Source organism: Sphingomonas sp. (genome assembly GCF_964263785.1).
GTDB lineage: Bacteria > Pseudomonadota > Alphaproteobacteria > Sphingomonadales > Sphingomonadaceae > Sphingomonas.
On record NZ_CAXVWL010000049.1, the window covers coordinates 1 to 19,288 of the forward strand.

The following is a 19,288-nucleotide window of genomic DNA, read 5'->3' on the forward strand; positions in this document are numbered from 1 at the left end:
CCCTTCATCTTGTTGAAGCGCGGGAAGTTCATCAGCATCGCGAAGCTGGCGAACAGCTGCACACCTTCGGTGAAGCCGCCGAACATGGCGAGCGTGCGCGCGATGTCCTGATCGTTGTCGACGCCGAAGTTCTGCATGTAATCATGCTTTTCCTTCATCTCGGCATATTCGAGGAAGGCGCCGTATTCGCTCTCGGGCATGCCGATCGTGTCGAGCAAGTGGCTGTAGGCGGCGATGTGGACCGTCTCCATGTTGCTGAACGCGGTCAGCATCATCTTGATCTCGGTCGGCTTGAACACGCGACCGTATTTCTCGTGGTAGCAATCCTGCACCTCGACATCCGCTTGGGTGAAGAAGCGGAAGATCTGGGTGAGCAGGTTGCGCTCGTGATCGGAGAGCTTCTGCGCCCAGTCGCGGCAATCCTCGCCCAAAGGAACTTCCTCGGGGAGCCAGTGGAGCTGCTGCTGGCGCTTCCAGAATTCGAATGCCCAGGGGTATTCGAAGGGCTTGTACTGCTTGGAGGCGTGGAGGAGGGACATGAGGTTACTCCGAAACGAAAAGGGAGGGGATGGAAGGGGTCATACCGGCATGCTCCACCGCCACATCGCGGTCGCGCTCATCGCCAGCACGATGCCCGCGGACGCGAGCATGATGCCGGCCATGCGATAGGCGTAGGTCTTGCGCTCGCCGATCGTCGCCGAGCGCAAGCGGAGGAGCATGTACGCGCCCGCCCCTGCGAGGGCTGCGGCGACGAGATACATGATGACGACGTTGTACGTCATGCGACCAACTCCGGGCGTGTGCGTTGCGTGCGCGTCATCAACGAAGGAGAAGCCAAATGGTCGATGCCAGCCAGATTCAGGAACATGCCGAGGTTATCGGCGCGGACGGGGTGCATGTCGGGACGGTCGACGGCGTCGAGGGAGACCGGATCAAGCTGACCAAGAAGGACTCCGGCGCGCAGGTTCAGGGTGCCGAGGGCGGCCATGAAGGGCATCACCATTTCATTTCGCTCGGGCTGGTGGCGGATGTCGAGAACGGGGTCGTGCGGTTGAGTGCCAACGCCGATGTGGCGGTGACGTTCGAGGAGGAGTGAGGTCGTGACTCCCTCTCCCTTCGGGAGAGGGAAGGGGCCCGCCGCACTAGCGGTGGGAAGGGTGAGGGTGACGTTCGTCATGAAGCGAGCCCTTCGGCGCTGCGGTCACCCTCACCCTTCCGCCGCTTCGCGGCTCCCTCCCCCTTCCGGAGGGGGAGGGATAGTTGGGCGATTACCCCTTCGACGTTCTGCATGACGTCGGCGTTGGTGAAGCGGAGCACGCGGTAGCCTTCGCGCTCGATCAAGCACGTGCGGGCGGCGTCGTATGCTGCAGTGTTAGCGTGCGTGTCGCCGTCCACTTCGATGACCAGTCTTTCGCTGAAGCACAGGACATCGGCCTTGTACGGACCGATCGGAGCCTGGTGCCGCCATTTCAGGTGTGGAAAGCTCTCCCGTAGAGCCCTCAGAAGTCGACGTTCCGGCTCGGGTGCCTGGCGGCGAAGGCGGCGGAGCTCGTTCACGGCTCCGGAAGGCTGATTGTCGTAGCTGCGCATGTCACCCTCACCCCGCGGCGCTGGCGCGCCTTGTCCCTCTCCCGGCGGGAGAGGGGTCAACGCCTCACTGGCACGCCAGGCATTCGTCGTAGTCGGTCGTCTCCAGCTCGAACGTCGGTTTCTCGATCGTGTTGTCCGCTTCGACCCCGCCCGCAAAGCCCGCACGCTGGACCGATTTCGAGCGGAGATAGTAGAGCGACTTGATCCCCAGTTCCCATGCGCGGAAGTGGAGCATGAGGAGGTCCCATTTCTCGACGTCGGCGGGGATGAACAGGTTCAGCGACTGCGCCTGGTCGATGTACGGTGTGCGGTCGCCCGCGAGTTCGAGCAGCCAGCGCTGATCGATCTCGAAGCTGGTCTTGTAGGTGTCCTTTTCTTCCGCCGAGAGAAAGTCGAGGTGCTGGACGCTACCGCCCTGCTCGAGGATCGAATTCCACACCGCGTCGCTGTTCTTCGACTTGGCGCTGAGCAATTTCTCCAGATACGGGTTCTTCACCGAGAAACTGCCCGATAGCGTCTTGTGGGTGTAGATGTTTGCCGGGATCGGCTCGATGCACGCGGACGTGCCGCCGCAGATGATGCTGATCGACGCGGTGGGCGCGATCGCCATCTTGCAGCTGAATCGCTCCATCACCCCCATGTCGGCGGCATCGGGGCACGCGCCGCGCTCGACCGCGAGGTTGGTCGAGGCTTCGTCGACCTGCGCGCGGATGTGCTTGAACATGCGCAGGTTCCACGACTTGGCCATCGCGCCCTCGAACGGCAGCCCGCGCGCCTGGAGGAACGAGTGGAAGCCCATGACGCCGAGGCCCACCGAGCGCTCGCGGCCCGCGCTGTACGCCGCGCGCTCCATGCCGGGCTCGTGGCGGTCGATGTAATCCTGCAGGACGTTGTCGAGGAAGCGCATCACGTCCTCGATGAACCCGCGCTCGTCCTTCCACTCGTCCCAGGTTTCGAGGTTCAAGGACGACAGGCAACACACCGCGGTGCGATCGTTGCCGAGGTGGTCCTTGCCGGTGGGGAGGGTGATCTCGCTGCACAGGTTCGAGGTCGAGACCTTGAGGCCCAGGTCTCGGTGATGCTTGGGCATCGTGCGGTTCACGTGATCGGCGAAGACGATGTACGGCTCGCCGGTCTGGAGGCGGGTCTCGACCAGCTTCTGGAACAGGCTGCGCGCGTCGACGGTGGCGCGGGGGGAGCCGTCCTTCGGGCTGGTCAGCACCCATTCGGCGCCATCGCGGACCGCCTCCATGAAGGCGTCGGTGATGAGGACGCCGTGGTGGAGGTTCAGCGCCTTGCGGTTGAAGTCGCCGGAAGGTTTGCGGATTTCAAGGAATTCCTCGATCTCGGGGTGGCTGACGTCGAGGTAGACCGCGGCCGATCCGCGGCGCAGCGAGCCCTGGCTGATCGCCAGCGTGAGCGAATCCATGACGCGGACGAAGGGGATGATGCCGCTGGTCTTGCCGTTCAAACCAACGGGCTCGCCGATGCCGCGGACGTTGCCCCAATAGGTGCCGATGCCGCCGCCGCGCGACGCGAGCCAGACGTTCTCGTTCCAGGTGTCGACGATGCCGTTGAGGCTGTCGGGCACGGAGTTCAGGTAGCACGAGATCGGCAGGCCGCGGCCGGTGCCGCCGTTGGACAGCACCGGAGTCGCGGGCATGAACCACAGGCGGCTGATATAATCGTAGATACGCTGGGCATGCGGCTGATCGTCGGCGTAGGCGGAGGCGACGCGAACGAACAGGTCCTGATAGCCTTCGCCGGGAAGCAGATAGCGGTCGTTCAGCGTCTCCTTGCCAAAATCGGTCAGCAGCGCGTCGCGGCTGTGATCGACCTCGACCGGGTAGATGCTCGGGCGCACGGACTTGCTGTCCTGCTTCTCGCGCGGAGCCGCCTGGACGGGGGTCGCTTCGATCGTGTCGGTGCTCATCGTCCGGCCTGCCTCATCGCTGTCACGCTCACTGCTGAAGTCCATCGACACCCTCTCTCGTTCCGTATTCGTTCGACTCGGGGCGCGTCCCCGATCCTACACCGGATCGCGCCATCGCAAGAGCCCTATCGTCGGTTCGCACGCCAATGACCGGACCATAGGCATATGGTTCCATACAACGCGAGCAACCAGTGGTAGCGCCCTCTTCGTCCTCTTACCCCCATGGATTGTGGCAAAGCCGCATCCACTACAAGCCCGTTCCGGCCGATAATCAACGCGCCTCATCGCGGCGCGTGCGGGCGCGATGCGCGACGCGCGGACTTCTGCGGGTTACGGATTTCACAAGGGGGTCAAAAAAATACTTGGGCGCTCGTCACGCATATCGCCGCAGCAGCGCGCGCCGCAGCAGGCGGTCCTCGAGCGAGAAATACAGCGCGATGCGGTCGTCCGAGGGGACGGCCGACGCCGCAAAGGCGATGTCGGTGGCGGCGCGATCGGTCGCGGGCGGCGGCACCAGCAGCGGCTCCAGCCCCCGGCCGGTGACGCGCGCAAAATCCGGCGAGAAGCTGATCCAGCCGACTCGCCAGCGCGCGTCGTGAGTCGCGCCGTTGTAGAACATGACCGGGTCCTCGCCCGCACGCGCGACGATCGGCCCGGTCGACAGATGCCAATTGTCCCAGCTGTCCTCACGGATGCCGAACGGATCGGGCATGACGGTCCACGGCCCGGCCGGGGTCGGACCGCCCGCCATGCCGATGCGCGAGGCGTCGTCGCGCGCATATTCGTAGAACAGCCGCCAGTCGCCCGCCGACGTCTGCGCGAGCGTCGCTTCCTTGATGTTCCCCTCGCCCGACGGTGCCTTGAGCACCAGCTGCTGAGGGACGAGTGCGGCGAGGTCGAGCCCGGTGGCGAGGATCATCGATCCCTGGCGGTGCGCGGCGTCGACCCCCGTGTAATAGACGAGATAGCCCTTGTCGGTCGGCAATACAGTCGGGTCCTCGCACCCCCCGGCGTCGGCGGGCTGGGTGCCTGGCCCGATCGCGGCGGTCGGGTCCATGATGAAGTGAATGCCGTCCAGACTCGCTCCCGCGACGATGATGCCGGTCGGGTCGGTCGCGGTCAGCGGGCGGGGAACGCCGCGCACCATGATGCGACACCGATTGCCCTCCATCCAGACGAATGGCGACATCAGGTCCATTCCCGCGAGCAGCCCTTCGCCGGTCAGGACCACGTCGTCGAGCTGTTCCACCACATAGGCCGGCATCGCTCAGGCTCCCTGTGCGACGGTGAGCGACAAGGCGCCGTCGATCGTCACGGTGGTTCCGGTAATATAGTCTGCGGCCGGGGACAGCAGGAACGTGACGAGATCGGCGACCTCGTCGGCGCGCCCCGCCCGGCCCCACGGGATGTTCGCCTCCAGTGAGGCGCGGTACGCGCCGTCGGTCACCGCGTGCTCGTTCATCGGGGTCAGGATCATGCCGGGCGCGACGCCGTTGACCGCGATCCCCTTGGGCGCGAGTTCGAGCGCCAGGGTTGCGGTCAACTGCGAGAGACCGCCTTTGGCCGAATCATAGTCGACGCCGCCCGCCCGAGGCGCGCGTTCGTGGATCGAGGATATGTTGACGATCCGGCCCCTGGTTGCCTTGACCTCCAGCGCGCGCACGAAGCGGCGGCAGGTCAGGAACGGCCCGGTGAGGTCGGAGCGGACGACGCGGTCGAACTGCGCGAGCGGCATGTCGACCAGCTTGGTGCCGGTCATGTTCAGCCCGGCGGAATTGACCAGCAGAGTCGCGACGCCGAAATGCGCCTCGGCCCGGGTGAACAGCGCCTCGACCGCCTCTTCGCTGCCGACGTCGGTCTGCACCGCAAGTCCGCGGTCCTCGCCGATCTGCGCGACGGTCCGCGCGGCGGCTTCGGCATCGCTGAAGTAGGTGATCACGACGCGGGCGCCCGCCTTGCCCAGGGCGATGGCGCTTGCCGCGCCGATGCCCGATTCTCCTCCGGTAACGATGGCGACGCGATCATCGAACATGGCTGGACCTTTTCTTCAAAACGATGGTCGTCGCTATCGACGGCCGCGGATCGGAACGATTGATCGCCCATTGCGCTGCATCGCCGCGTCCCACGAAACGAGATGGGGCGGATGCGACGTGGGGAGTTGCATGCCGGGCTCGCGATGGAACCGCGAAGGCCCGACCGCGCTTCCTGTCTGACAGCTGACGGACGCATTCCGGGCGGGTTCAGCGTCGCCACGCCATCAAAGCCCCATGCCGAGGCGTTCACGTCGGCGTACAACAAGGAGATTCTCCATGCGTAAGTTCATCATCGCGGCGCTCGCCGCCACCGTCATCACCCCCGTCGCCGCCGGCGCGCAGAGCTATGGCGAGGTCCGCCGCGACCAGCGCGAAGTGCGCCAGGACCGCCGCGAGCTCGATCGCGCCCGCGCCGACGGCGACCGCGGCGATATCCGCGACGCACGCCGCGAATTGCGCGAGGACCGTCAGGAAACGCGCGAGGATCGCCGCGATTTCCGTCGGGACAACCGCGGCTACCGGCAGGACGGGCGGGGCGGCTATGCCTATCGCGGCGACGCGTATCGTGGGCCGCGGGGCTATCGCTATCGTCCGGTCAGCGTCGGCTATCGCTTCGCGCCGAGCTACTACGGCCGCAATTATTGGATCAACGACTATTCCAGCTACCGCCTGAGCGCACCGCGCTTCGGCTATCAGCGCTGGGTCCGCTACGGCAGCGACGTGGTGCTGGTCGACACGCGTTCGGGCCGCGTCGTCGAAGTGCGCAACCGCTACTTCCGCTAAGCGGGCACTGCCGGCCCGGGCGTTCTACGCCCGGGCCGGTCTTGCTTGCGGGTTGATGAATCCCGCGACAGGCGGCTAGAGCGCGGGCATGACCATCATCCGCGAAGCCGATCTGATCGAGAGCGTCGCCGACGCGCTCCAGTTCATCAGTTATTACCACCCGATGGATTACATCCGCGCGCTGGGCGACGCCTATGCCGCGGAACAGAGTCCGGCCGCCAAGGACGCCATCGCGCAGATCCTGACCAATTCGCGGATGTGCGCCGAGGGGCACCGGCCGATCTGCCAGGATACCGGCATCGTCACGGTGTTCGTGAAATGGGGCATGGACTGCCGCCTCGACACGACCGCGCGCTCGCTGCAGGAGGTCGTCGACGAGGGCGTGCGCAGGGCGTATTTGCACCCCGAGAACCGCCTGCGCGCCTCGATCCTTGCCGACCCGGCGTTCACCCGGCGCAATACCAAGGACAATACGCCCAGCGTGCTGAACGTCGAGCTGGTGCCCGGTTCGACGGTATCGATCGACGTCGCGGCCAAGGGCGGCGGATCGGAGAACAAGTCGAAGTTCAAGATGATGAACCCGAGCGACTCGATCATCGACTGGGTGCTGGAGATGCTGCCGCAAATGGGCGCGGGCTGGTGCCCGCCGGGAATGCTGGGGATCGGCATCGGCGGCACCGCGGAGAAGGCGATGCTGCTCGCCAAGCAATCGCTGATGGGCCAGATCGACATGGCGCAGCTGAAGCAGCGCGGCGCCCGCACCGACATCGAGGCATTGCGGATCGAGCTGTACGACAAGGTGAATGCGCTGGGCATCGGCGCGCAGGGGCTGGGCGGGCTCTCCACCATTCTCGACGTCAAGATTCTGGACTGGCCGACGCATGCGGCGTCCAAGCCGGTGGCGATGATTCCCAATTGTGCCGCCACCCGCCACGCGCATTTCACCCTCGACGGATCGGGCCCGGCCTATCTGGAGCCGCCGAAGCTGGAGGAATGGCCCGACGTGAACTGGACGCCGGACAAGGCGGCGATCCGGGTCGACCTCGATACGCTGACGCCCGAGGTGGTCGCGTCATGGAAGCATGGCGACCGGCTGCTGCTTACGGGTAAGATGCTGACCGGGCGCGATGCCGCGCACAAGCGGATCAAGGACATGCTTGCCAGCGGCGAGCCGCTGCCGGTCGATTTCGCGGGCCGCGTGATCTATTATGTCGGGCCGGTCGATCCGGTCGGCGACGAGGTGGTGGGCCCCGCAGGCCCGACGACCGCGACGCGGATGGACGCCTTTACCCGCATGATGCTGGGGCAGGGCCTCCTGGCGATGGTCGGCAAGGCCGAGCGCGGCGCCGACGCGACCGAGGCGATCCGCGAGGCGGGCTCGGCGTATCTGATGGCGGTGGGCGGTGCCGCGTACCTCGTCGCGCGGGCGATCAAGGGATCCAAGGTCGTCGGCTTCGCGGACCTGGGGATGGAGGCGATCTACGAATTCGAGGTCGCCGATTTCCCGGTGACGGTGGCGGTGGATGCGCAGGGCAACAACGTCCACAAGCTGGCGCCGCTGGTATGGCGGGAGCGGATCGCGCGGGAGGGGTTGCTGGAGGGGGTTTGAGTCAGAAATTTTCAGGCGGCGGCGGCGGCGGCAGAGGGTAGTTGACACTACCAGTTCGGTAGCTGATCAAGGCGCCATCGAGGCGTTTAGCCGAGCGATAGACGCGAGCTTGTTCGGCATACATTACTGACAAGTGGCGCGGCCCGGTCCATCCGACCTGCGTCCAGATCGCACCGAGGCTGGCGGTGTCCCGGTCAGCCTTGCCGTGGCTGTCGTCGGCCGTGAAGACAACGGTCGCTTTCTCCAAAGCGGTCGTCGGCTCACCGATTGCGATGTTGGTCAAAATGCCGGTCGTCGCGCCGCAATTTCGAATGAAGGTGTATGCGATGCGCCCGTCAACCGGATTTACGGCGCGCGCAATGACCCGGCTACCACACAGATCATCATGCTTGGCGAGGGTTGTGAACCCGATCGCTCCGAGCACCAAAGCTCCGCCAAAGCCTGCGATCAGACGCGCATTCATTCGAGGAGGCTATTCCACTCTCTGCAGCGCGACAATGGTCTGCGCACCCCGAAGAGCGTCGGCAAGTTGTGCCGCCCTCATTCCGGGTCGGTTGCATGTGCAGCACAGTGGATGGCGGGCAAGTCCGGGCATAACGAAACACGGGGTCGACTGCCGCCGCTGATCAGGAGCGTTTCGCCAAGGTGCATGGTGGTGCGCGCTGTTCCTGCCGGCGCTGCGCAAGACGGCGGTGGCGGAGGCGGCCTAGACCTCGTCCGCCGCTTGCCCACTGCGCCGCCAGACCCCCGCCAGCATCCGTCCGAGCGTCGCGGGCACGCCCGGTCGCAGGAGGAGCCAGTCGCGGATCGCGGGGCCGCGGTCGGCGCCGATCACCTGTTTGTAGCCGCTGTCGCCCGCGCCCCAATCGACCGTCTCGATGCCGCGGTCGAGCGCGTCGGAGAGGTTGCGCCAGTAGAGCAATTTGCCGGGCGAATGCTTGGCGAAGGTGGGCACGTAGCTGTTGGCGATCGCGTATTTGACGGGGCCGGCGTCGAGATCGAACGAGAAGGCCGCGGGCGCGCCGTCGACGGTGAGCAGCGCGGCGTGGAACATCGCGGCCAGCACGGGATCGCGCGCGGCCGCTCGCCAGAAGGCGAGATGCCCGCGCTCCGTGAATTTGGCGTCGCTGCCGTCGGTGCGCGAAGCGATCCAGCTGTGGTCTTCGATGGTGCCGAGATGCGCGAACCCTGCGGGCCAGTCGGCGCCGTCGAGGAAGCGCCAGTCGAGGGTGCCGTGCGCAGCGAGGTGCTTTTCGTGGAAGCGGTTCTTGCGCAGCGTCGACAGCCGTGGCCAGACTCCTTCGCGGCGCTGGGCGGCCATGTCGAGCAGCCAGCTGCGTGCGACGAAGCGGTCGAGCACCGCCCAGCCGCGCGTGCGGGCCGCTGCAATCAGCTGAGTCGCGGCGGGGTCGTCGTCGTACACCGGACCGATGCGGACGCCGCGGGCGATGCCGGCGGCACGGTCGAGCAGTGCGGGCGCGACCGCCTCGCTAGCAGCGAGCGACAGCGGCATGCTGCGGAACGGCCAGTAGCTGCCCGGAACCGTCATCAGACCCAGCAAGTGCGGGCCGACGGCCACCAACGGCAGCGCGGCGACGGGCATGTCGTCCTCATGGGCGAGGATCGTGCGTGCGGTGCCGCCATAGGCTTCGACCGCGGCCGCGAACCATGCGGCGCGCAGGAAGCGGTGGGTCGGAGCGGCGGCTTCGGCAACGGTGTCGATCGCGGCGGGCAGGCCGTCGATCACCGCGGTCCGTGTCGCGGGGACGGACGCGGCGAAGGCGGCGGACGGGATCGGCCTGGTCATGCCGCCGGACTAGCGCGAACACGGTTACCAAGCCGTTGCGCTTGCCCGCGTCGCCCCGCCGCGCCAGAGGACGCCGATGCCTTCGCTGCCTGAGCTCTCGACCATCGCCCAGACGATTTCGCTGTCGCTGTCGCCGGTGTTCATGCTGGCGGGCATCGGCGCCTTGCTCAACGTACTGGCGAGGCGGCTGTCGCGGGTGATCGACCGGGCGCGGACGTTGGAACAGTTGCACCCGCGCTCTATCGGCCCCGAACACGACCGCCACGTGCGCGAATTGCGGCTGCTCGACCGGCGGATCACGATCATCAACGCCGCGCTGTTCCTGGCGGTGGCGAGTGCGGTGATGACGTGCGTCGTCGTCGTGCTGCTGTTCGTCGCCGAGCTCGCGCACCTGCATTTCGGGACGCTGGTGGCGCTGGCGTTCATCCTGGCGATGCTGCTGCTGATCGCGGCGCTGATTGGCTTCATCGTCGAGGTGCGGGTGTCGCTGGGTGCGATCCACGTGCGCGAGGAACTGCTCCAGGAGGAACGGCGATGATCGAGAAACGCGCGTTGCAGGCGGTGGTGGCGGTCGCGTGCCTGCTGCCGTTCGTCGTTGGCGGGCAGGGAATCGTGTACGGCCCCGCGCCGTTCGGGCATCTGGCGGACGTGCCGCGCGATCTCGACAGCCATTTCCGCTACATCTCCGGAATCTTCTTCGCGACCGGGATCGGCTTCGCTTCGTGCATTCCTCGGATCGAGGCTAAGGGCGCGCGGTTTCGGCTGCTCGGCGGGTTGATCGTTGTCGGCGGACTGGCGCGCGGCGTGTCGCTGCTGATGGTGGGGGTGCCGTCGCGGGGCCATGTGCTCGGGTTGGTGATGGAGACGATCGTCGTGCCGTTGCTGATGCTGTGGCAGTGGCGAGTGGAGCGGACGTGGCAGTTAAGTCGATCCTGATTTGATGGCTTAGCCACTTACCCCGTTCGTGATGAGCGAAGTCGAAGCACTTTGGCTTGGGGCCTGCCCTTCGACTTCGCTCAGGGCGAACGGCGGGTGAATCGCTCTACGGCACGCCGTCGAGCCCCGGCCCCGCATCCGCCGTCGTCAGGTAGCGTGGCGCTACCCTCGCGTGCGCCCGCTGTTCGTAGGCGTAGCCAGCGCCCAGCACCGTCGCGTCGCCCCCCCTGGTCGCGACGAAGGACAGGCCGACCGGCAGGCCGCGGACGAGGCCCATAGGGACGGTCAGGTCGGGGTAGCCCGCCACCGCGGGCAGGGTGCTGGCGCTCGGGCCGCTGTATTGGTCGCCGTATACCGGATCGCTCAGCCACGCGGCGCCATAGGCGGGCTGGACGAGGACGGTGGCGTTCGCGGCCTTGAGCATCGCGTCGATGCCTTCCGTTCCCGCCAGCCGCAGCGATTTTGCGCGGGCCGCCTTGTATTCGGGATCGGCGAGCCCCTTGGTCTTGGCCGCCGCGTCGAACGTTTCCTGGTCGAAGAACGGCATTTCGGCGGCGCGATTGGCGATGTTGAAGGCGATCACCTGGTCGAGCGTGCGCGTCGTCACGGCGGCGGGGGTGGTCGCCAGATAGGCGTCGAGATCGGCCTTGAGCTCGGTCTTGAGGACGGTGAACTCCGCTTCCCCCAGCCCTTCGAGCTTGGGCTGCTCGACCGGCACCAGCACCGCACCTGCGTCGCGTAGCACGGCAAGCGCGGCGTCGTAGCGGGCGGCGAGATCGGGAGTCATGTCGGGCCGAAGCACCGCGACGCGCAGGCCCGACAGCGCGCTGGCCGAGAGGCCGGCGGTATAGTCGCGCACGACCGTCCCCGCGGTCGCCGGGTCGGCTGGGTCGGGCGCGGCCATTGCCGACAGCAGGATGGCGGCGTCGCGGACGCTGCGCGCCATCGGTCCGGGCGTATCCTGCGAATGGCTGATCGGCACGACGTGAGTGCGGCTGACGAGCCCGAGCGTTGGCTTCAACCCTACCAGGCCATTGAGCGACGACGGGCAGATCACCGACCCGTCGGTCTCGGTGCCGACCGCCGCCGCGGCGAAGCTCGCCGCTACCGCTGCGCCCGAGCCGGAGGACGATCCGCAGGCGGTGCGATCGAGCGCATAGGGGTTGCGCACCAGCCCGCCGATCGCGCTCCAGCCGCTCATCGAGCGCGAGGAGCGGATATTGGCCCATTCGGACAAATTGGTCTTGCCCAGGATCACCGCGCCTGCGGCCCGCAACCGCGCCACGACGGGCGCATCGCGCCGCGTCAAATTGGCTTTGAGCGCCAGGCTGCCCGCGGTGGTCGGCATGGCGTCGGCGGTCTCGATGTTGTCCTTGATGAGCACCGGCACGCCGTGAAGGGGCCCGCGTACCCGCCCGGCCTTGCGCTCGGCGTCGAGCGCCTTGGCCTGCGCGATCGCATCGGGATTGAGCGCGACGATGCTGCGCAGTGCCGGCCCTTTGCGGTCCATCGCCGCGATGCGAGCGAGATAGGCGCGGGTCAGGTCGACACTGGTTGCCTGGCCTGTGGCCATCGCCGCCTGCAAATCGTCGATCGAGCGCTCCTCGATCGTCACCCGTGGCGCCGCCGCGGCGGGCACGGCCGCGCCCAGGAGCAATCCGACGACGATCGACCGCATAGCATTCTCCGAAAGGATGTCGGGCGCGAGCCTAGACGCACGCCCCGTCGCAGAACAAGCGCCGTGAACCCTTTGCCCGCCGAGCCGCGTTAGACCTTCCCCGTGAGCAAAGACCCAGCGCCTTGACCCTCGTCCTCAAGATCATCGGGGTGACCCTGCTCGTCCTCGTCATCCTGCTCGCGCTGGCCGCGGCGATCGTCCCGCGCTTCCTCGATCGCCGCTATTATCAGGGACCACCGAGCGACCATTTCGACGGCGCACGCTTCTTCAATCCCGACGGCGACTCCGATACCGCGGGCATCCCCGGCGGTGGCGGACGCGCCGGCTTCATCTGGCGCCAGCTGACCGGCAGCGACGGGCGGCCCGCGTGGCCGGAGTCGGTGCCGGTCACGCCATCGAAACCTGCCGCTCGCGTGGCTGGAGAAGCGATGGTCGCGACGTGGATCGGGCATGCGACGGTGCTGGTCCAGACGCAGGGCATGAACATCCTGACCGATCCGGTGTATGCCGAGCGCGCGGGACCGCTCGGCTTCGGCCCGCGGCGGGTAACCGCGCCGGGCGTGGCGTTCGACGACCTGCCGCCGATCGACCTCGTGCTGCTGAGCCACAATCATTACGACCACCTCGACCTCGACACCCTCGAACGGCTGTGGCGGCGCGACCGGCCGACGATCGTCACCCCGCTCGGCAACGACGCTATCCTGCGTGCCCATGGCATCGAGAGCCAAGCCGCGGATTGGGGCGAGAGCCTGCCGGTGTCGCCGCGGGCAGGAGGCGGGCCGTTCGAGGTGACGGTGACCCGCAATCACCATTGGGGCAGCCGCTGGGGCACCGACCGCAACCGTGCGCTTTGGTCGAGCTTCGTCGTGCGATTGCCCGGCGGCAACCTGTTCTTTGCGGGCGATACCGGCTGGGGCGACGGCAAATGGCCGGGCGAAGCGGCCAAGCTCGGCCCGATCCGCCTGGCGCTGATCCCGATCGGCGCGTTCCGCTTCGTGCCTGGACAGATGAGCTCGGGCAGCCATATCGGCCCTGCGCAAGCGGTGGACGTCTTCCGCGCGTCGGGCGCCGCAACCGCGATCCCGATCCACTGGGGCACGTTCCGCTTGTCGTACGAGGCGCGAGACACCCCGTCGAAAATGCTGGAGGCGGCGGTACGGTGCAGCGGCATCGCCGACGAACGCCCGGACAAGCGCTTCGCCCCGGTCGTGATCGGACGCGCAGTGCAGGTGCCCGGCATCGCGCCGGTGGTCGTACCTTCTCGCGTGATCATCCCGCCGCAACGCTCGGGTGCCGACCTTCTCCGCTGCCTCGACACGCCCGAAGTCCGCGCGCTGCGCTGATCACGCACGCGGACGACGCGTCACCCCATCTTGTAGGCGCAGAACTTGTTGCCGTCGGAGTCGCGGAAATAGGCACCGTAGAAGCCCATCTCCTCGGGCCCGCGCGTGCCCGGCGCGCCCTCGTCGCCCGCGCCTAGTTCGATCGCCTTGGCGTAGACAACGTCGACCTGCTCGCGCGTGTCGGCGGCGAGCGCGACCATCGTGCCGTTGCCCGCGGTCGCGGTGCCGCCATCATAAGGAAGCCCCACCGCCAGCATCGGCTGGCCGCGCGCGACGCTGTAGAAGGTCAGCTTGCGCTCATCGGGCATCTGCATCAGCCGCTTGCCGCCGATCGCCTCGAACAGCCCGTCGTAGAACGACAGCGCACGGTCGATGTCGTTGGTTCCCAAGGTTGCGTAACCGATCATGCGTCTCTCTCCTGTTTGCCCTGCTTACGCCGCCGGCTTGAGGAGGTCGAGCACCGCCGCGGTCATCGCGACCGTGGCGGTGACGATCACCGGCTCGGGCGCGATCCTGAACAGCGGTGAGTGGTGCGACGGGATCGGCGGACCACCCGCCTTCACCGCATCGAACGCCGCCTGGGGCGTGCCGCCGACCGAGAAGTAATAGGCTTTCACATGAAGGTCGGGCTGAACGAGGTAGGCGAAGTCCTCCGCGCCCATCCCCTTCTGCTCGAATGGAAGCACGCGCTCCGCTCCGAGCGTCTGCGCCATTATCGCGTTGAGGCGGCGGGCGAGGGGGGCATCGTTGATCGTCGTGGGGGTGCCTTCGCTCACCGTCACGACCGGCATCCTCTCCTCCGCCATGCCGTTCATCACGCCGACTCCGCGTGCGACCCGCCTGATCCCCGCGAGCAGCTTGGCGCGCGTCTCCTCGTCGTTGGCGCGCACCGTCACCTGCAGCTTTGCTTCGTCGCTGATGATGTTGTGCTTGAACCCCGAATGGAACGACCCGACCGTGATCACCCCGGGATCGAGCGGCTGGCGCTCCCGGCTGATGAGCCCCTGCAGCGCGATGACGAGCTGCGCGCCCATGTACACCGGGTCCTTGCCCATGTGCGGGCTGGCCCCGTGCGCGCCGACGCCGGACATCGTGATGTCGACCGAATCCGACGACGAATATTGGATTCCCTCCGACGCCGAGACCGTCCCCGCCAACCCTTCCGAATTGGAATGGAACGCCAGCGCGTAATCGGGCTTGGGAAAGCGCGCATAGAGCCCGTCCGCCAGCATCGCCTTGGCCCCGCCGACCCGTTCCTCGGCGGGCTGGACGATGAATACGATCGTGCCGCGCCACCGGTCCTTCATCGCCGCCAGCCGCCGAGCGGCCCCGACCAGCGCGGTGATATGCGTATCGTGCCCGCAGGCGTGCATCACCGGCGTCTCGACCCCGTCGATGCCGACCTGGCGGACGTGGCTTGCGTTGGCGAGCCCCGACTTCTCTTCGACCGGCAACCCGTCCATGTCCGCGCGAATGAGCACGGTGGGGCCAGCGCCGTTCTTCAGCACGCCGACGACCCCGGTCCCCCCGACCTTCTCCGTCACGGTCATGCCCGGCACGCCCTTGAGCGCAGCCGCCATCTTGGCGGCGGTCCGCGTCTCCTTGAACGAGAGTTCAGGATTACGATGGAAATCGTCCCACATCGCCGCGAGCGACTTGTCGTAGTCGGCCTTTACGGCGGGGGCGTAATCGGGTTCGGCAAGCGCGGGCGTGGTCATGAGCGCGGTCGCGAGCAGCAGGTATCGCATGATGTATCCCCCTCGTTGCGGGGATCATAGCCGACGTTTCAGGCGACGCCAGCGGAAGTCGGACGCACGTTGGCCGAGGAACGGCGTGCCGTGCGCTACGTCATTAATACTGGTGGATTGCGACCTGTCGGTTTTCGGCTGGCCAAGGGAAACGCAGACGTTAGCCGCCCGTGAAAAGGTCAAGCCCCCAACCGACCCCGCAAGCGGCAAGTAGCTGCATCTGGTCAGGCTCAAGCCATACGCCACATTGTGCATCAGACGGCACATAAAGGCCGCCATAGATCGTCACTTGTTTCGGCTGAACCAACGTCCGAAGTCTGGCGAACTGATCTTCCCGTCCCTTCAGTCGAACCAAGATGAGAGCCAGAGCCTCGTCATGCTGCTTACCATCAACAAGACGCTGACTCTCTGCCTCGTGCCACCGGCCGTTGAAGGTTCGCGGTTTGCCACTCGGCGACAGCTCGCCTTTCCTTCCAACGGCGGTGGGTTCGAAGCCAACAGTTTTCGTGACCAAGTCTGGATCGGCGTCAAAGCCGGTGATGGAGAGTGTGAGCATCGCCGGAGTATGTCGGGTTTCGAGAGTCCCGAAAAGCTCGCTTAATGACCATCATTGGCGACTACGGACGTGCGCGAAAGCGCTGTCCTACAAGTCCCCGCTCGTGCAAAGGTCGTGCCCGACTCGGCTCTGCCCTCGCTCATTCCACCGTGAATGCCTCGTCCTCGCTCCGTCTTCGCAAGGCGAGCCGACCCTGTGCTGCCATCGGCTACCAGAACGGACGCCAGATACGAGAAGCGTCAGCCATGCGGCTCGTGTTGACACCCGCGATAGTGTGACCCTTGTGTGACCTTTGGGCGCGACGGGTCGCACGATCGGCCCTCACCTGCATCACGCAACCTATGCCCGTTCCCTTGTGCGGAGCCGTTTCCCGTCGGATCGTTGGCGGTCGCCTAGTGCGGCGCGCTCTCCTTGGGCTCGGCAAACTCGGGCTTCCACCCCCGGCCTCCAACCCCCATATGTTCCCTATGGCCATCCACATCCGCACCAACCTCGCCGAGCCCGAAACCGGTGAGGCGTTTGTCCCGCACCGCCCGAACCGCCCCGACAAGGTAGAGGGCGGTCGTGCGTTCAAGCTAGTCAGCGAATACACGCCTTCGGGCGACCAGCCGACCGCGATCGCCGAACTCGTCGCGAGCGCCAGCGCGGGTGAAAAGGATCAGGTGCTGCTCGGCGTCACCGGGTCGGGAAAGACCTTCACGATGGCCAAGGTCATCGAGGCGCTGCAACGCCCCGCGCTGATCCTCGCGCCCAACAAGATCCTTGCAGCCCAGCTTTACGGCGAGTTCAAGTCGTTCTTTCCCGAGAATGCGGTCGAGTATTTCGTCAGTTACTACGATTACTATCAGCCCGAAGCCTACGTCGCGCGCTCGGACACCTACATCGAGAAAGAATCGTCGACCAACGAGTCGATCGACCGGATGCGCCACTCCGCTACCCGCGCATTGCTCGAACGCGACGACGTCATCATCGTCGCATCGGTATCGTGCCTGTACGGCATCGGCTCGGTCGAAACCTATTCGGCGATGATCTTCGACCTGAAGAAAGGCCAGACCGTCGACCAGTCGGAGATCGTCCGAAAACTTGTCGCGCTTCAGTACAAGCGCAACGACGCCGCCTTCGCACGCGGCAACTTCCGGGTCCGCGGCGGCAACCTCGAAATCTTTCCCTCGCATTATGAGGACACCGCCTGGCGGATCATGTTCTTCGGCGACGAGATCGAGGAGATCGTCGAGTTCGATCCGCTGACCGGCAAGAAGATCGCCAGCCTCAACTACGTCCGCGTCTTCGCCAATTCGCACTACGTCACCCCCGGCCCGACGCTCAAGCAGGCGACCGAGGCGATCAAGTTCGAGTTGGCCGAGCGCCTCAAGGAGCTGGTCGGCGAGGCCAAATTGCTCGAGGCGCAGCGGCTGGAGCAGCGCACCAATTTCGACCTGGAGATGATTGCCGCCACGGGCTCCTGCGCGGGGATCGAGAATTACAGCCGCTTCCTGACCGGCCGCATGCCCGGCGAGCCGCCGCCGACGCTGTTTGAATATTTGCCCGAGAACGCGCTGCTGTTCGTCGACGAGAGCCACGTCACCGTCGGCCAGATCAACGGCATGTCGCGCGGCGATCACCGCCGCAAGATCACGCTGGCGGAGTATGGCTTCCGTCTGCCGTCCGCGATCGACAACCGCCCGCTTAGGTTCAACGAATGGGACGCGATGCGCCCCCAGACGACCTTCGTCTCGGCGACCCCGGGTACTTGGGAGATCGAGCAGACCGGCGGCGTTTTCGCCGAACAGGTCATCCGCCCGACCGGACTGATCGACCCGCCGGTCGAGATCAAGCCGGTCGAGGAACAGGTCCAGGACCTGATCGTCGAATGCGGCAAGACCACCGCGCTCGGCTACCGCACCCTCGTCACGACGCTGACCAAGCGGATGGCGGAGGATTTGACCGAGTACATGCACGAGGCGGGGATCAAGGTCCGCTACATGCACAGCGACGTCGAGACGCTGGAGCGCATCGAGCTCATCCGCGACCTGCGGCTGGGCGTCTACGACGTGCTGATCGGCATCAACCTGCTACGCGAAGGGCTCGACATCCCCGAATGTGGGCTGGTCGCTATCCTCGATGCGGATAAGGAAGGCTTCCTTCGCTCCGAAACCTCGCTCATCCAGACGATCGGCCGTGCCGCGCGCAACGTCGACGGGCGCGTCATCCTCTACGCCGACCGGATCACCGGATCGATGGAGCGCGCGATGAACGAGACTGGGCGCCGCCGTGAGAAGCAGATGGCGTACAACGCCGAACACGGCATCACGCCGACGACGATCCGCCGCAACATCGGCGACATCATCGCGCATGTCGCTTCGGGCGACCAGGTGACGGTGCCGATCGACGAGGACCGCCCCCACATGGTCGGCCACAACCTGCGCGCCTACATCGAAGGCCTTGAAAAACAGATGCGCAAGGCAGCGAGCGACCTCGAATTCGAAACCGCCGGCCGCCTCCGCGACGAAATCCGCCAGCTCGAGAACGAAGAGCTCGGGCTGCCGGTCGATGAGCAGAAGGCGCCGGTGATGGGGAGGAGCAACGAGGGCAAGCCGGGAACCCGCAAGACGCGCTACGGAAAGAGCCAGAAGCTCGCGTCAGGGCGACGAGCCCGGTAGATGCTTGATCTCCAGTCACACCGACGCTACATGGGCAATAGCCGATCAGCCCCCTGCAAGCTGTGATTGCAGCGTATCCGGCGTTTAACCGTCAGATATTGCATGGGGGCCGGTATGATCCGCAGCTTCGCCGACGCTGAAACTGAGCGTGTCGCACTTGCCAACGCAGCCGAAAGCTGCCTCCTGACATTCAGGCTACAGCCCGCCGCAAGCTACGTCAGTTGCAGGTCGCCCGTCGTTTGGACGAATTGAGTATTCCGCTTGGCAATCGCCTTGAGCAGTTGAAAGGCTTCACCACTCCACGATATAGCATTCGGATTAACGACCAGTGGCGGATCACCTTCGGCTGGTCGAACGGAGGCGCGGACGATGTCCGGATCGAGGATTACCATCGCGGATGAGGACCGGCTGGATAACGTCCATCCCGGCGATATCCTGCGTGAAGATTTCCTGATCGGCAGCGACATACCACTAGGCTGCGTCTGCATTTAACGTAGCCAGATCATGGCGCAGGCGAGATGGACGAAGCCCATGAAGGCGGGGAGCGTCTTTTCGCATCGCAAGGCGATGCGTCTGAAGCGCTTGAGCTTGTTGAAGAAGCACTCGACCTGG

At 66.0% G+C, this 19,288-nt stretch carries 19 protein-coding genes and 2 pseudogenes; 8 read left to right on the plus strand and 13 right to left on the minus strand.

What is annotated here, in order from left to right; all coding sequences use genetic code 11:
- Both ACE5C1_RS06185 and ACE5C1_RS06190 read right to left on the minus strand, forming a co-directional pair.
- The coding region (locus tag ACE5C1_RS06185) for a ribonucleotide-diphosphate reductase subunit beta (RefSeq protein WP_374943188.1) at positions 1-539 on the minus strand (539 nt) is incomplete at its 3' end.
- A 39-nt stretch (positions 540-578) separates the two neighbouring features.
- Positions 579-782 (minus strand): hypothetical protein, encoded by a 204-nt coding sequence (locus tag ACE5C1_RS06190; protein ID WP_374943189.1) that lies wholly within the window; start codon positions 780-782, stop codon positions 579-581.
- A 56-nt stretch (positions 783-838) separates the two neighbouring features.
- Here ACE5C1_RS06190 and ACE5C1_RS06195 point away from each other — a divergent pair, with 56 nt between their 5' ends.
- Positions 839-1,096, plus strand: coding sequence for a DUF2171 domain-containing protein (locus tag ACE5C1_RS06195; protein WP_374943190.1), 258 nt, complete (start codon positions 839-841; stop codon positions 1,094-1,096).
- Between the two features lie 77 nt (positions 1,097-1,173).
- On the opposite strand, the gene ACE5C1_RS06200 is transcribed toward ACE5C1_RS06195, so the two are convergent.
- The 4 genes from ACE5C1_RS06200 to ACE5C1_RS06215 form a co-directional block, all read right to left on the minus strand.
- On the minus strand, positions 1,174-1,590 hold the full coding sequence (locus tag ACE5C1_RS06200; protein ID WP_374943191.1) for an endonuclease domain-containing protein: 417 nt from the start codon (positions 1,588-1,590) through the stop codon (positions 1,174-1,176).
- A 64-nt stretch (positions 1,591-1,654) separates the two neighbouring features.
- Positions 1,655-3,523, minus strand: coding sequence for a ribonucleoside-diphosphate reductase subunit alpha (locus ACE5C1_RS06205; protein WP_374943192.1), 1,869 nt, complete (start codon positions 3,521-3,523; stop codon positions 1,655-1,657).
- A gap of 373 nt (positions 3,524-3,896) precedes the next feature.
- On the minus strand, positions 3,897-4,787 hold the full coding sequence (locus ACE5C1_RS06210; protein ID WP_374943193.1) for a glycosidase: 891 nt from the start codon (positions 4,785-4,787) through the stop codon (positions 3,897-3,899).
- 3 nt (positions 4,788-4,790) lie between these two features.
- A complete protein-coding gene (locus tag ACE5C1_RS06215) occupies positions 4,791-5,555 on the minus strand; it encodes an SDR family NAD(P)-dependent oxidoreductase (protein ID WP_374943194.1) in 765 nt (254 codons plus the stop codon).
- Positions 5,556-5,832: 277 nt separating this feature from the next.
- Between ACE5C1_RS06215 and ACE5C1_RS06220 the strand changes: the two genes are divergently transcribed.
- Positions 5,833-6,339 carry an RcnB family protein gene (locus tag ACE5C1_RS06220; RefSeq protein WP_374943195.1) on the plus strand — a complete coding sequence of 169 codons (507 nt, stop codon included), beginning with the start codon at positions 5,833-5,835 and terminating at the stop codon, positions 6,337-6,339.
- A gap of 88 nt (positions 6,340-6,427) precedes the next feature.
- Positions 6,428-7,948, plus strand: coding sequence for a fumarate hydratase (locus tag ACE5C1_RS06225; protein WP_374943196.1), 1,521 nt, complete (start codon positions 6,428-6,430; stop codon positions 7,946-7,948).
- 1 nt (position 7,949) lies between these two features.
- Here the strand turns inward: ACE5C1_RS06225 and ACE5C1_RS06230 are convergent, their stop codons facing one another.
- Positions 7,950-8,411: a hypothetical protein gene (locus tag ACE5C1_RS06230; protein WP_374943197.1), complete on the minus strand. Its 462-nt coding sequence runs from the start codon at positions 8,409-8,411 to the stop codon at positions 7,950-7,952.
- Positions 8,412-8,654: 243 nt separating this feature from the next.
- Positions 8,655-9,755 (minus strand): GNAT family N-acetyltransferase, encoded by a 1,101-nt coding sequence (locus tag ACE5C1_RS06235; RefSeq protein ID WP_374943198.1) that lies wholly within the window; start codon positions 9,753-9,755, stop codon positions 8,655-8,657.
- A gap of 76 nt (positions 9,756-9,831) precedes the next feature.
- On the opposite strand from ACE5C1_RS06235, the gene ACE5C1_RS06240 reads away from it, so the two are divergent.
- A complete protein-coding gene (locus tag ACE5C1_RS06240; RefSeq protein ID WP_374943199.1) occupies positions 9,832-10,293 on the plus strand; it encodes a DUF2721 domain-containing protein in 462 nt (153 codons plus the stop codon).
- Positions 10,290-10,691: a DUF4345 domain-containing protein gene (locus ACE5C1_RS06245; protein ID WP_374943200.1), complete on the plus strand. Its 402-nt coding sequence runs from the start codon at positions 10,290-10,292 to the stop codon at positions 10,689-10,691. The genes ACE5C1_RS06240 and ACE5C1_RS06245 overlap by 4 nt, the downstream gene beginning before the upstream one ends.
- Before the next feature lie 106 nt (positions 10,692-10,797).
- On the opposite strand, the gene ACE5C1_RS06250 is transcribed toward ACE5C1_RS06245, so the two are convergent.
- Positions 10,798-12,369 carry an amidase gene (locus ACE5C1_RS06250; RefSeq protein WP_374943201.1) on the minus strand — a complete coding sequence of 524 codons (1,572 nt, stop codon included), beginning with the start codon at positions 12,367-12,369 and terminating at the stop codon, positions 10,798-10,800.
- A 122-nt stretch (positions 12,370-12,491) separates the two neighbouring features.
- On the opposite strand from ACE5C1_RS06250, the gene ACE5C1_RS06255 reads away from it, so the two are divergent.
- On the plus strand, positions 12,492-13,712 hold the full coding sequence (locus tag ACE5C1_RS06255) for an MBL fold metallo-hydrolase (protein ID WP_374943202.1): 1,221 nt from the start codon (positions 12,492-12,494) through the stop codon (positions 13,710-13,712).
- Between the two features lie 20 nt (positions 13,713-13,732).
- Here ACE5C1_RS06255 and ACE5C1_RS06260 read toward each other — a convergent pair whose 3' ends face one another.
- The 3 genes from ACE5C1_RS06260 to ACE5C1_RS06270 all read right to left on the minus strand — a co-directional run bounded on the left by ACE5C1_RS06260 (position 13,733) and on the right by ACE5C1_RS06270 (position 16,016).
- Positions 13,733-14,119, minus strand: coding sequence for a VOC family protein (locus tag ACE5C1_RS06260; protein ID WP_374943203.1), 387 nt, complete (start codon positions 14,117-14,119; stop codon positions 13,733-13,735).
- A gap of 24 nt (positions 14,120-14,143) precedes the next feature.
- The gene (locus tag ACE5C1_RS06265; RefSeq protein WP_374943204.1) at positions 14,144-15,460 is read right to left on the minus strand and encodes an amidohydrolase; all 1,317 of its coding nucleotides are present in this window, start codon (positions 15,458-15,460) and stop codon (positions 14,144-14,146) included.
- 160 nt (positions 15,461-15,620) lie between these two features.
- Positions 15,621-16,016, minus strand: a complete 396-nt coding sequence (locus tag ACE5C1_RS06270; RefSeq protein ID WP_374943205.1) for a DUF4279 domain-containing protein — start codon at positions 16,014-16,016, stop codon at positions 15,621-15,623.
- Positions 16,017-16,483: 467 nt separating this feature from the next.
- Here ACE5C1_RS06270 and uvrB point away from each other — a divergent pair, with 467 nt between their 5' ends.
- Entirely contained in the window at positions 16,484-18,676 is a 2,193-nt protein-coding gene (gene uvrB, locus ACE5C1_RS06275) for an excinuclease ABC subunit UvrB (protein WP_374943206.1), read from the plus strand.
- 114 nt (positions 18,677-18,790) lie between these two features.
- Positions 18,791-19,077: pseudogene (locus tag ACE5C1_RS06280) on the plus strand (type II toxin-antitoxin system RelE/ParE family toxin).
- 87 nt (positions 19,078-19,164) lie between these two features.
- On the opposite strand, the pseudogene ACE5C1_RS06285 reads toward ACE5C1_RS06280, so the two are convergent.
- Positions 19,165-19,288 (minus strand): annotated as a pseudogene (locus tag ACE5C1_RS06285) (IS5/IS1182 family transposase); the annotation flags it as partial.

Bases quoted from the DNA above. Each gene is read 5' to 3' on its own strand.
- ACE5C1_RS06190 (WP_374943189.1), bottom strand. From the start codon at position 782: ATGACGTACAACGTCGTCATCATGTATCTCGTCGCCGCAGCCCTCGCA.
- ACE5C1_RS06195 (WP_374943190.1), top strand. From the start codon at position 839: ATGGTCGATGCCAGCCAGATTCAGGAACATGCCGAGGTTATCGGCGCG.
- ACE5C1_RS06200 (WP_374943191.1), bottom strand. From the start codon at position 1,590: ATGCGCAGCTACGACAATCAGCCTTCCGGAGCCGTGAACGAGCTCCGC.
- ACE5C1_RS06205 (WP_374943192.1), bottom strand. From the start codon at position 3,523: ATGAGCACCGACACGATCGAAGCGACCCCCGTCCAGGCGGCTCCGCGC.
- ACE5C1_RS06210 (WP_374943193.1), bottom strand. From the start codon at position 4,787: ATGCCGGCCTATGTGGTGGAACAGCTCGACGACGTGGTCCTGACCGGC.
- ACE5C1_RS06215 (WP_374943194.1), bottom strand. From the start codon at position 5,555: ATGTTCGATGATCGCGTCGCCATCGTTACCGGAGGAGAATCGGGCATC.
- ACE5C1_RS06220 (WP_374943195.1), top strand. From the start codon at position 5,833: ATGCGTAAGTTCATCATCGCGGCGCTCGCCGCCACCGTCATCACCCCC.
- ACE5C1_RS06225 (WP_374943196.1), top strand. From the start codon at position 6,428: ATGACCATCATCCGCGAAGCCGATCTGATCGAGAGCGTCGCCGACGCG.
- ACE5C1_RS06230 (WP_374943197.1), bottom strand. From the start codon at position 8,411: ATGAATGCGCGTCTGATCGCAGGCTTTGGCGGAGCTTTGGTGCTCGGA.
- ACE5C1_RS06235 (WP_374943198.1), bottom strand. From the start codon at position 9,755: ATGACCAGGCCGATCCCGTCCGCCGCCTTCGCCGCGTCCGTCCCCGCG.
- ACE5C1_RS06240 (WP_374943199.1), top strand. From the start codon at position 9,832: ATGCCTTCGCTGCCTGAGCTCTCGACCATCGCCCAGACGATTTCGCTG.
- ACE5C1_RS06245 (WP_374943200.1), top strand. From the start codon at position 10,290: ATGATCGAGAAACGCGCGTTGCAGGCGGTGGTGGCGGTCGCGTGCCTG.
- ACE5C1_RS06250 (WP_374943201.1), bottom strand. From the start codon at position 12,369: ATGCGGTCGATCGTCGTCGGATTGCTCCTGGGCGCGGCCGTGCCCGCC.
- ACE5C1_RS06260 (WP_374943203.1), bottom strand. From the start codon at position 14,119: ATGATCGGTTACGCAACCTTGGGAACCAACGACATCGACCGTGCGCTG.
- ACE5C1_RS06265 (WP_374943204.1), bottom strand. From the start codon at position 15,460: ATGCGATACCTGCTGCTCGCGACCGCGCTCATGACCACGCCCGCGCTT.
- ACE5C1_RS06270 (WP_374943205.1), bottom strand. From the start codon at position 16,016: ATGCTCACACTCTCCATCACCGGCTTTGACGCCGATCCAGACTTGGTC.
- uvrB (WP_374943206.1), top strand. From the start codon at position 16,484: ATGGCCATCCACATCCGCACCAACCTCGCCGAGCCCGAAACCGGTGAG.